Raw genomic sequence first — 10,873 nt, 5'->3', positions numbered from 1 at the left:
AATAAATATCGCCGGGCTATGAGACGCATCAATACCATCCACTTCATTGGAATTGGTGGCGCGGGTATGGGCGGTATAGCAGAAGTATTAGCCTATGAAGGTTACCGGATCACAGGGTCTGACATCGCACAAAATGCGATGACTGAGCGTTTATTAAAAGTCGGAGCCGAGATTTTCATTGGCCATGATGCTGCTAATGTCACTGATGCCGATGTGGTGGTGGTTTCAAGCGCAATTGATACGACAAACCCAGAGATTGTTGCAGCACAACAAGCACGTATCCCTGTTGTAAGACGTGCAGAGATGCTAGCAGAGTTAATGCGTTTTAGGCACGGTATTGCGGTTGCTGGTACACATGGTAAAACGACAACGACAAGCCTGATTGCAAGTATTTTTGCTGAGGCAAAGCTTGACCCTACATTCATCATTGGTGGATTACTGAATAGTGCAGGTAGTAACGCCAAAGTCGGCAGCAGTGATGTGCTGATTGCTGAAGCGGATGAAAGTGATGCTTCGTTTCTTCACTTGCAGCCGATGGCATCTGTGATCACAAATATTGAAGCTGATCATATGGATACGTATGGCGGTGACTTTGAAAAGCTCAAAGATACCTATATCGACTTTATACATAATTTGCCTTTTTATGGGTTAGCAGTGGTATGCATTGACTCGCCTGTGGTGAGGGAGTTATTGCCTCGATTTGCAAGGCCAACCATTACCTATGGTGAAAGCGAAGATGCTGACTATCGCATGGTTGATTATGTACAGCATGTAGAAAGTTGTCGTTTTACAGTGATAAATAAATCGGGCTCTAGCATAGACATTACCTTGAATATGCCGGGTAAGCACAATGCATTGAATGCAACCGCGGCTATCGCGATTGCAAAAGATCATGATATTGAAAATACGGCGATACAAGTTGCATTAAAAGAGTTTGCAGGAATAGGGCGTCGTTTTCAGCACTATGGCACGTTTAATAATGACTCAGGGGAAGTCATGCTGGTGGATGATTATGGACATCATCCATCAGAAGTTGCAGTCACCATTCAAGCTGCGCGTGCAGGGTGGCCAGATAAACGATTAGTTATGCTGTACCAGCCACATAGGTATACACGAACGAGAGATTTGTATGAAGAGTTTGTGAAAGTGCTTAGTGAAGTTGATCAATTGATTTTATTGGACGTTTACTCAGCCGGTGAGTCGCCGATTGTCGGGGCGGATAGTAAAGCCTTATGTCGAAGTTTGAGACAGCGCGGAATTGAGCCGATCCATGTCGCAGAACATGCTGAATTGCAGGGCGTTTTAGGCGATGTGATTAAGGACAAAGATTTAGTGATAACTCAAGGTGCTGGTAATATTGGTCAGATTGTTAAGCAATTAGCTGCAACTGAGTTATCAAAGCAAAAGTTAAAAGCGGAGAATCAATGAGCAAATTTGGTAAAGTAGCCGTTTTACTTGGTGGCAATTCAGCAGAGCGTGAAGTGTCTTTAGCATCGGGAAAGGCCGTTGTAGACGCTCTGAAAAACCAAGGGGTTGATGTGATTGCATTTGATCCGGCTCAGCGCAGTATTTCTGAACTTACCTCACTGAATGTGAAACGTGTATTTATTGCTTTGCATGGTCGGGGGGGAGAAGATGGCACGGTGCAAGGCGCACTGGAGTTTATGGGTATCCCTTATACTGGCAGCGGTGTACTGGGCAGTGCCTTGGCTATGGATAAAATTCGCTGTAAGCATTTATTCGAGTCCGCCAAACTCAGTACGGCAAAATATGCTGTTGTAGATAAACACAGTGGTTTTGATGCCAAAGCAATTATTAATGAGCTTGGTGAGGTTATGGTAAAACCAAGCCATGAAGGCTCTAGTGTTGGCATGGCAAAAGCACATGATGAAAGCTCTTTGATTGCCGCATTGAATGATGCTTTTAAGTTCGACAACCAAGTGTTGGTCGAGCAATGGATTGAAGGGCGTGAATTTACGGTCAGTATTTTTGACGGGCAAGCACTGCCCGTGATCGAAATGCGCACACCACGCGGATTCTACGATTATCAGGCTAAGTATAAAGAAAATACAACAGAATACATTTGCCCAGCTGAATTAACACCTGCTTACACCGAGCAGCTTCAGGTGATGTCTTTACATGCATTTGAACTGGTTGGTGCAAGCGGCTGGGGACGAGTTGATGCCATGCAAGATGCAAATGGCCAATTTTATTTGTTGGAAGTAAATACGGTACCTGGGATGACAGAAACATCTTTAGTACCTAAAGCTGCTCAATCACAAGGCATTAACTTTGAGCAGTTAGTCGTTCGCATTTTGGAGCAAACGTTATAATATGCGCGCAAATATGAAAAAAGCGTTTACTGCGTTAAAAAGCCTGAATTGGCCACGCGCATTAGGGGTTAGCTTTTTTCTAGGCGTTGTACTGATGTTAGTGCAGAGTGTTTATTGGGTAAGTGATTGGCTGGTTGAGCACAGAGACGCACAAATTAAGACATTAACTGTGTTAGGAGATCCTCTTTACACCGAGGAGAGAGACATTGTTAATGCGATAAAAAAAACGGATTTAACCAGCTTTTTTCAATTGAATGTAAAAGCTGTTCAAGCTGCTGTGAGAGACTTACCTTGGGTTGCAAGTGTATCTGTACGTAAACAGTGGCCTGATACAATACAAGTTTATGTGGTAGAACATAAACCAGTTGCCTATTGGAATAGTGACTCCCTGTTAAATACAAATGGTACACTATTCCAAGCAGACAGTAATAAGTTGTCTGCGAGTTTACCTCAGCTCTATGGACCCGAGGGAAGCGAAGGTGAAGCTTGGGAAACGTTTTTACAATTAAAAGAGATGCTAGCGGTTAATTCATTTGAGTTAACCAGTTTGGCTTTATCTGAGCGCTTTGCTTGGCAGTTGTGGTTAAAAAATGGCATCAAGCTGAATTTAGGTAGAGAAGAAAAAGCCAAAAGAGTGCAAAGATTCATAGATGTGTATCCGTTGTTAAAAAGACCTGACGGAGCACTGCTTGATGTGATTGATTTGCGTTATGATACAGGGCTGGCGGTGAGCTGGAGATACCCTCAGGTACAAGAGAAAAAAGAAAAGAGTAAAGCATGACCAAGTCAGCAGAAAGAAACTTAGTGATAGGGCTTGATGTCGGCACTGCAAAAGTAGTGGCTACCGTCGGTGAGATCACATCTGATAATCAATTAAGTATTGTTGGCGTCGGCAACCAAGTTGCACACGGTATGGATAAAGGTGGTGTAAATGACCTTAACCTAGTATCTGACTCAATTAAGCGAGCGATTGATGAAGCTGAATTAATGGCCGATTGCAGGATCAGTTCAGTGTATTTGGGAATATCTGGTAAACATATTCAGTGTCAAAATGAGAGTGGTGTTGTTGCGATTAACAATGCAGAAGTGACAGATGATGATATTGCTAACGTGATCCATATTGCACGCTCTGTCCCAATCTCTGCAGAACGTAAAATGCTGCACTCTTTACCCCAAGAATACAGCATTGATATGCAAGAAGGAATTAAAAACCCACTCGGTATGAGCGGCGTGAGGATGGAAGCCAAAGCACATATCATTACTTGTTCAAATGATATGGCTAAGAATATCGAAAAATGTGTTGAACGATGCGGTTTAGAAGTTGATCAACTGACTTTTACAGCTTTAGCCTCCTGTTATTCAGTTTTAACTGAGGATGAAAAAGAGCTGGGTGCTGCCGTGGTTGATATCGGTGGTGGCACGATGGATATCGCGATTTATGTCAATGGTGCGTTACGTCACACCGCGGTGATCCCGGTTGCAGGCAATCAGGTTACTGGTGATATTGCAAAAATTTTTAGAACACCGCTCTCACATGCTGAGTCTTTGAAGGTACAATACGCATTTGCGAGCAGTCAAATGGCCAGTGTTGAGGAAACCATTGAAGTACCTAGTGTGGGGGGAAGACCTTCACGCATCATGTCGCGACATACATTGTCGGAAGTGGTTGAGCCAAGATTTAGAGAGCTATTTGAATTAGTTCAAGAAGAAATTCGCCGTTCAGGGTTTGAAGACCAAATTGCGGCTGGGGTTGTCATGACAGGTGGCAGCGCCAAAATGAAAGGGGCACTGGAAGTGGCAGAAGACATATTTCAGATGCCTGTAAGGATAGGAAAACCTGTTGGGATCACGGGATTAACAGATTATGTTGATGATCCGGCATATGCAACAGCGGTAGGTTTGTTACAATATGGCCGAACGCTGCAAGCCAAAAATGCACAAAAGGCGAAGGTAGATGCCGAAGATGGTTGGTGGAGCCGAGTAACTAAATGGTTCCAAGGTGAGTTTTAAAGCTCAAGTCGGAGAGTGAAGATGTTTGATATTATGGAGCAACACGGCGAAGAAGCCGTAATAAAAGTAATTGGTGTTGGCGGCGGCGGCGGTAACGCTGTTGAGCACATGGTAAAACAAGAAATTGAAGGTGTGCGCTTCATCGTCGCAAATACTGACGCACAAGCACTGAGAAAGTCATCAGCGGACGTAACAGTACAGTTAGGTACGCAAATTACACAAGGCTTAGGTGCAGGTGCAAACCCTGAAGTGGGCAAGAGTGCAGCTGAAGAAGATGTTGAAACAATCAAGGCAAGCCTTGAAGGTGCAGACATGGTCTTTATCGCAGCAGGTATGGGAGGCGGTACAGGTACAGGTGCTGCGCCTGTCGTTGCGCGTGTTGCGAAAGAATTGGGTATTTTGACTGTTGCTGTTGTTACGCGTCCATTTGACTTGGAAGGTAAAAAACGCATGGCAGCGGCCGATCATGGCATTGGTGAGTTGTCTGAAATTGTAGACTCGCTTATTACAATTCCTAACAACAAGTTACTGAAAGTACTTGGCAAAGGCACTACATTATTAGACGCATTTGCAAAAGCGAATGATGTTCTGTACGGCGCGGTACAAGGTATTGCAGAATTAATTACGCGTTCAGGTCTGATTAATGTCGACTTTGCTGATGTAAGAACAGTGATGTCGGCCATGGGCACTGCGATGATGGGGACGGCTGCGGCATCAGGCCCTGATAGAGCGCAAGAAGCAGCAGAGGCAGCAATCTCAAGTCCATTACTTGAAGATGTTGACCTGACCGGCGCTAAAGGGATCCTTGTAAATATCACAGCGGGTATGGACATCACTATCGAAGAATTTGAAGTGGTAGGTAATCACGTTAAAGCATTGGCATCTGAAAATGCGACAGTGGTGGTTGGTGCAGTGATTGACCCTGAAATGAGTGATGAGTTACGAGTGACTGTTGTTGCAACAGGCCTAGGTGGCGATCGCAAACCACAATTTGGCATAGTTGATAAAGGCATTCAAGGTCTTGCTGGTCAAGCGGCTACAGGCACGCATGGTCCAAGCCACACCAATGAAGACTTTGTTCCAAGTTTTGGTGGCGCAGGTAATAAACCTGTTGAAGCACAACCAACTAGTGATACCGCTGCTGGGTTTAATGTTGATACCAATACAGCTTCGGTAAAAGAAACGATTAAAACGGCTGAGCAACCAAAAGAGTCTGGTGAGAAAGAAAAAGGTGATTATTTCGATATTCCAGCGTTTTTGAGAAAACAGTCAGATTAGGATAAATATTGACCGATTGGCATGGGGTGTTAATTATGATACACTCCGCGGTCTATTAACTTAAAGTGGGCGAATATATGATTAAACAACGTACAATTGCTGAAGTTGTTAAAGCCACAGGTGTAGGTTTACACAAAGGTGAAAAGGTCACGATCACTCTCCGACCTGCGAGCGCAAATACGGGTATCGTGTTTCGTCGCGTAGATCTAGACCCTGTTGTCGATTTTGAGACAACCCCTGAAGCTGTGGGTGATACGCAATTATGTACTTGTTTAACAAACAAAGATGGTGTTCGTCTATCTACAACTGAGCATTTAATTGCGGCAGTTGCTGCTTTAGGTATCGATAATTTGATTGTTGAGCTCGATAGCGCCGAAGTACCAATTATGGACGGTAGTGCATTACCATTCATCTATTTGTTGCAAAAAGGCGGTATTGCCGAGCTAAATGTTGCCAAGCGTTTTATCCGTATTAAAGAGACGGTACGTGTTGAAGAGGGTGATAAGTGGGCTGAAATTGAACCATATGATGGTTTTCATATCGACTTTGAAATCGCTTTTGATCACCCAGCTATCAATGCCAGTCGCCAGCGTATTGGCTTAGACATTACAGCACAAAGCTTTACTGAAGAAATTAGCCGTGCACGTACTTTTGGTTTTATGAAAGACATTGAGTACATGCATGCGAACAATCTAGCACTTGGCGGTAGCATGGATAATGCGGTTGTGTTGGATGACTTCAAAGTGTTAAACCCTAACGGTTTACGTTATAAAGATGAGTTTGTTAAGCATAAGATTTTGGATTGTGTGGGCGACTTGTTTATGACGGGTCATAACATTTTGGGTAAAGTGACGTGTTATAAATCAGGTCATGGTTTGAATAATAAACTACTGCGTGAAGTAATGGCTAATGAGCACGCTTGGGAATGGGTGACCTTCGATGAACCTGTTACCATGCCAGCGCCAGGTTTGGAAGCTGCTCAACAGGTTACAGCAGGATAAGAAATGACGCGAAAGCGTCATTTTTTTTGTCTAATTGATAGTTTAAAGCCTCTATTTTTTTGCATGATTTGCCAATTTTAACAGCCTTTCTTTTAGCCCATCTGGCGCAGATTCCGCGAGCATCGTTAATTGCTCAGCCGTTGATTCACTGAGTTTGTGTTGCTTCTCTGGTTTTGATTGTGGGCTCTTTTGACGTTGGGACAAACGTTGCTGGGCTTCTGGGTTTGTGGTGATTTTTACCTGACTGCAATCGTGAAACCCCGATTGTCTGAATTCGGAGAGGATTTCCATTTTCAAATAACCAAGGCGAGTTGCAAGCGTTGCAGAGGCTGCTTCAATACATAAAGTACCTTGGTGGTAATTTGATACTCGGCATTTCTTACTTAAAATGGGCCCGAGTGCTTTGTTCAACGGGGCTTGCAGCGCGGCAATATCTTGTGCTTTTTCCACGTAGTTAGATAGTTTGTTTGACCATTTCGGCGCAAGCTCAGAAAGTGATTTAGGATCAAATCTATTTTTCGCCATGTTGAGACTCCATAAAGACGACCAGAGTAACCACGTTTGATCACGTTATTACGTTCATAAATACTATTTTAGCACTGCGTACAGTCTACCTTATTTTTTGTATTTGGTATTGCTTCACTCGCTGTAAGCTCGCTTGAAACTGGCAAGAAAAGCACAGGTTATACATTCTACTTGAAGTTTCCCTGTGTTATCCCCATATCTGCATAATTACCAAACAATACCGTCATATCCGAAGGGTAATATTTAAGTGATCATATGCGTTATTACGTGTATTCTTGAAACGCCTTTGCGACAGACATGTTATTAAATAGGAACAGTTTTCGCTTAGGTGGTTTGCAGATGCGCATAGTCTGGTATGATAGGTAGAAAATTAACTCGGCACACAGCACAAATTCGACTTTGTCGCCAACAGGACTTAGTAAGCCTTTTGGGAATACGCGAATGCACGGGGCTTACAAACATAAGATTGAAATGGTTTAAACATGATAACTAAAATTTTTACCAAGATTTTTGGTAGCCGTAACGACCGGATGATCAAAAATTTACGCAAAACGGTCGCTTTAGTTAATGCTTTAGAAGAGCAGTATAGCAAGCTATCTGATGAAGAACTAAAAGCAAAAACAGCAGAGTTTAGACAAAGATTTGAGCAAGGATCCAGCTTAGACGAATTACTTCCTGAAGCATTCGCTACAGTTCGTGAGGCCTCAAAACGCGTCTTTGAAATGCGTCATTTTGACGTGCAGATGATAGGTGGTATGGTACTACATCAAGGCCGTATTTCTGAGATGCGTACAGGTGAAGGTAAAACGCTTACTGCGACCTTGCCTGCTTATCTGAATGGCTTGACGGGCAAAGGTGTCCATGTAATTACAGTAAACGATTATCTAGCGAAGCGTGACGCTGAAAATAATCGCCCACTATTTGAATTTTTAGGCTTAAGTGTTGGATGTAACATCCCAGGCATGATGCCAGCACAAAAGAAAGAAGCTTACGCAGCGGATATCACTTACGGCACAAATAATGAGTTTGGATTCGACTACTTACGTGACAATATGGCGTTTAGTATCGAAGAGCGTGTGCAACGTCCATTACACTATGCGGTTGTGGATGAAGTTGATTCAATCTTAATTGACGAAGCAAGAACACCGCTGATTATTTCAGGCCCCGCAGAAGATAGCTCTGAGCTATACACACAGATCAACAAAATCGTCCCTGAGCTTGTTCAGCAAGAGAAAGAAGACGAAGAGGGCGTAGAAGGCGACGGTGACTACACGATTGATGAGAAGTCAAAGCAAGCGCACTTAACAGAGCGTGGTCAAGTGAATGTTGAAGAGCTCCTCATTAAGCATGGTCTAATTGAAGAAGAAGATTCATTATACTCAGCAGGTAATATTACGCTGTTGAGCCATGTCTATGCGGCATTACGAGCGCATAAGCTATATCAAAAAGACGTTGATTACGTTGTAAAAGACAATGAAGTTATCATCGTAGATGAGCACACTGGTCGTACAATGGAAGGTCGTCGTTGGTCTGAAGGTTTACACCAAGCTGTAGAAGCAAAAGAAGGTGTTCGCATTCAAAACGAAAACCAGACACTGGCTTCAATTACATTCCAGAACTACTTCCGTCTTTATGACAAACTATCAGGTATGACGGGTACTGCCGATACTGAAGCGTTTGAGTTCCAGTCAATCTACGGCCTTGATACTGTTGTTATTCCAACTAATAAGCCAATGATCCGTGACGATCGTGCAGATTTGGTTTATTTAACACAAGAAGAGAAGTTTGAAGCAATTCTGACAGACATCAGAGATTGTCAGAAGCGTGGTCAACCTGTATTGGTTGGTACTATCTCGATTGAAAGTTCTGAGTACTTATCTCACTTCTTACGTAAAGAAAAAATTGAACACAACGTACTGAACGCTAAGTTCCATGAGCAGGAAGCAGACATTATCGCAGATGCAGGTCTGCCAGGTAATGTGACGATTGCAACCAATATGGCAGGTCGTGGTACAGATATTGTGCTCGGCGGTAACTGGCAGAACGATATTGCAAAAATCGACAGCCCAACAGACGCGCAAATCGAGCAAGCGAAAGCGAAATGGAAAGAGCTTCATGACAAAGTACTTGAGGCGGGTGGTCTGCATATCATTGGTACAGAGCGCCATGAATCACGCCGTATAGATAACCAGTTACGCGGTCGTTCTGGTCGTCAGGGTGATGCAGGTTCGAGCCGTTTCTACTTGTCTATGGATGATGCGTTGATGCGCATTTTCGCTGGTGAGCGCATGACGACAATGATGCGCAAACTAGGTATGCAACGCGGTGAAGCCATTGAACACCCATGGGTAAATCGTGCGATTGAAAACGCGCAACGTAAAGTTGAAGCGCGTAACTTCGATATTCGTAAGCAGTTGCTTGAATATGATGATGTTGCTAACGATCAGCGTCGAGTTGTATACGAGCAGCGTAATGAGCTGCTTGAAGAAGGTGATATTTCAGAAACTGTGAATGCGATCCGTAGCGATGTGCTCAACGGCACGATTGATCGCTTTATTCCACCGCAAAGCTTGGCAGAGATGTGGGATATTCCTGGTCTTGAAGAGCGTTTGAAGTCTGATCTATTGTTAGACTTACCAATTGCTAAGTGGCTTGAAGACGATAGTAAACTATACGAAGAATCACTACGCGAACGCATTGTTGAAGAAGCTGAAAAGGCATACAAGCAAAAAGAAGAGCAAGTCGGTGTTGACGTCCTTCGTCATTTCGAAAAAGCCGTTATGCTACAAAGCTTAGATCAGCATTGGAAAGATCACTTAGCTGCGATGGACCATTTACGTCAAGGTATTCACCTACGCGGTTATGCACAAAAGAATCCTAAGCAAGAGTACAAGCGCGAGTCATTTGAACTGTTTTCTAACATGTTAGAGACGTTGAAAGTGGATGTGGTTGGTATCCTTAGCAAAGTTCAGGTGCGTGCTGAAGAAGACGTTGAAAAAGTTGAAGAACAACATCGTCGTAGTGAGCAAATGCCAAGGCAGTATCAGCATGAAGAAGCTGAAACAGTTGGTGGTGAAGCACCTCAAGGTGCTGCAATTGCCGCAAGAGCTGAGCCTAAGGTAGGCCGTAACGAGCCATGTCCTTGTGGCTCTGGTAAAAAATATAAGCAGTGCTGTGGCAAATTAAGCTAATTAGTACGCACGCTAGTAATTTAAAAGCGACCTCAGGTCGCTTTTTTTATGAGATGCAAAGATGAGTAAAAAAATAGTTAATGTAGCTGTTGGTGTCATAGTGAAGCAGGGTCAGTACTTTGTTTGTAAGCGCAGTGACGAGCAGCACCAAGGTGGCCTTTGGGAGTTTCCTGGTGGAAAAGTAGAAGCTGATGAGAGTGTAGAACAAGCATTAGCAAGAGAGTTGGCAGAGGAAATAGGTATTAATGTTAAAGGCTCTACGCATTTGCTGACGATTGAGCACGATTATGGCGATAAGCAAGTGCGCTTAGTTGTTCATACCGTGGAAGACTTTACAGGAGAGGCAAAAGGGCTTGAAGGACAACCTAGCCAGTGGGTCGATTTTGAAACACTTCGCACACTTGATTTTCCTGCTGCTAATGTGGCTATTATTGATGCGTTAGCTGTACAAAAATAACCCGTTACAATTGTTTTCTTGCTTTAGATTTTAATCTAATGTGCTGCGAGGTATGATTCATATATGTATTAAAAGGAG

9 protein-coding genes are annotated in these 10,873 nt (G+C 43.5%); 8 read left to right on the top strand and 1 reads right to left on the bottom strand.

What is annotated here, in order from left to right; all coding sequences use genetic code 11:
* Nucleotides 1–18: 18 nt before the first annotated feature.
* From murC to lpxC, 6 genes are all read left to right on the top strand, one after another.
* Nucleotides 19–1,428 (top strand): UDP-N-acetylmuramate--L-alanine ligase, encoded by a 1,410-nt coding sequence (gene murC / locus N477_RS23115; RefSeq protein WP_063361539.1) that lies wholly within the window; start codon nucleotides 19–21, stop codon nucleotides 1,426–1,428.
* Nucleotides 1,425–2,333, top strand: a complete 909-nt coding sequence (locus N477_RS23110; RefSeq protein WP_063361412.1) for a D-alanine--D-alanine ligase — start codon at nucleotides 1,425–1,427, stop codon at nucleotides 2,331–2,333. Before murC ends, N477_RS23110 begins: the two co-directional genes overlap by 4 nt.
* A gap of 1 nt (nucleotide 2,334) precedes the next feature.
* Complete coding sequence (locus tag N477_RS23105) at nucleotides 2,335–3,114, top strand: cell division protein FtsQ/DivIB (RefSeq protein ID WP_063361413.1); 780 nt, start codon at nucleotides 2,335–2,337, stop codon at nucleotides 3,112–3,114.
* Complete coding sequence (gene ftsA, locus N477_RS23100; protein ID WP_039608215.1) at nucleotides 3,111–4,343, top strand: cell division protein FtsA; 1,233 nt, start codon at nucleotides 3,111–3,113, stop codon at nucleotides 4,341–4,343. Before N477_RS23105 ends, ftsA begins: the two co-directional genes overlap by 4 nt.
* Before the next feature lie 21 nt (nucleotides 4,344–4,364).
* On the top strand, nucleotides 4,365–5,621 hold the full coding sequence (ftsZ, locus tag N477_RS23095) for a cell division protein FtsZ (protein ID WP_063361414.1): 1,257 nt from the start codon (nucleotides 4,365–4,367) through the stop codon (nucleotides 5,619–5,621).
* A gap of 77 nt (nucleotides 5,622–5,698) precedes the next feature.
* Nucleotides 5,699–6,622: a UDP-3-O-acyl-N-acetylglucosamine deacetylase gene (gene lpxC / locus N477_RS23090; RefSeq protein ID WP_063361415.1), complete on the top strand. Its 924-nt coding sequence runs from the start codon at nucleotides 5,699–5,701 to the stop codon at nucleotides 6,620–6,622.
* A gap of 51 nt (nucleotides 6,623–6,673) precedes the next feature.
* Here the strand turns inward: lpxC and N477_RS23085 are convergent, their stop codons facing one another.
* The gene (locus N477_RS23085) at nucleotides 6,674–7,147 is read right to left on the bottom strand and encodes a DUF721 domain-containing protein (protein ID WP_063361416.1); all 474 of its coding nucleotides are present in this window, start codon (nucleotides 7,145–7,147) and stop codon (nucleotides 6,674–6,676) included.
* Between the two features lie 482 nt (nucleotides 7,148–7,629).
* Here N477_RS23085 and secA point away from each other — a divergent pair, with 482 nt between their 5' ends.
* Both secA and mutT read left to right on the top strand, forming a co-directional pair.
* On the top strand, nucleotides 7,630–10,338 hold the full coding sequence (secA, locus tag N477_RS23080) for a preprotein translocase subunit SecA (RefSeq protein WP_063361417.1): 2,709 nt from the start codon (nucleotides 7,630–7,632) through the stop codon (nucleotides 10,336–10,338).
* 61 nt (nucleotides 10,339–10,399) lie between these two features.
* The gene (gene mutT / locus N477_RS23075; RefSeq protein ID WP_063361418.1) at nucleotides 10,400–10,795 is read left to right on the top strand and encodes an 8-oxo-dGTP diphosphatase MutT; all 396 of its coding nucleotides are present in this window, start codon (nucleotides 10,400–10,402) and stop codon (nucleotides 10,793–10,795) included.
* Nucleotides 10,796–10,873 lie beyond the last annotated feature (78 nt).

The sequence above is a fragment of the Pseudoalteromonas luteoviolacea H33-S genome (assembly GCF_001625695.1).
GTDB lineage: Bacteria > Pseudomonadota > Gammaproteobacteria > Enterobacterales > Alteromonadaceae > Pseudoalteromonas > Pseudoalteromonas luteoviolacea_B.
Note: the sequence above shows the minus strand (reverse complement) of the source record. Positions and strands in the feature narration are given on the sequence as shown.

Coding starts and splice junctions, on each gene's coding strand:
- murC (WP_063361539.1), top strand. CDS start 19: ATGAGACGCATCAATACCATCCACTTCATTGGAATTGGTGGCGCGGGT.
- N477_RS23110 (WP_063361412.1), top strand. CDS start 1,425: ATGAGCAAATTTGGTAAAGTAGCCGTTTTACTTGGTGGCAATTCAGCA.
- N477_RS23105 (WP_063361413.1), top strand. CDS start 2,335: ATGCGCGCAAATATGAAAAAAGCGTTTACTGCGTTAAAAAGCCTGAAT.
- ftsA (WP_039608215.1), top strand. CDS start 3,111: ATGACCAAGTCAGCAGAAAGAAACTTAGTGATAGGGCTTGATGTCGGC.
- ftsZ (WP_063361414.1), top strand. CDS start 4,365: ATGTTTGATATTATGGAGCAACACGGCGAAGAAGCCGTAATAAAAGTA.
- lpxC (WP_063361415.1), top strand. CDS start 5,699: ATGATTAAACAACGTACAATTGCTGAAGTTGTTAAAGCCACAGGTGTA.
- N477_RS23085 (WP_063361416.1), bottom strand. CDS start 7,147: ATGGCGAAAAATAGATTTGATCCTAAATCACTTTCTGAGCTTGCGCCG.
- secA (WP_063361417.1), top strand. CDS start 7,630: ATGATAACTAAAATTTTTACCAAGATTTTTGGTAGCCGTAACGACCGG.
- mutT (WP_063361418.1), top strand. CDS start 10,400: ATGAGTAAAAAAATAGTTAATGTAGCTGTTGGTGTCATAGTGAAGCAG.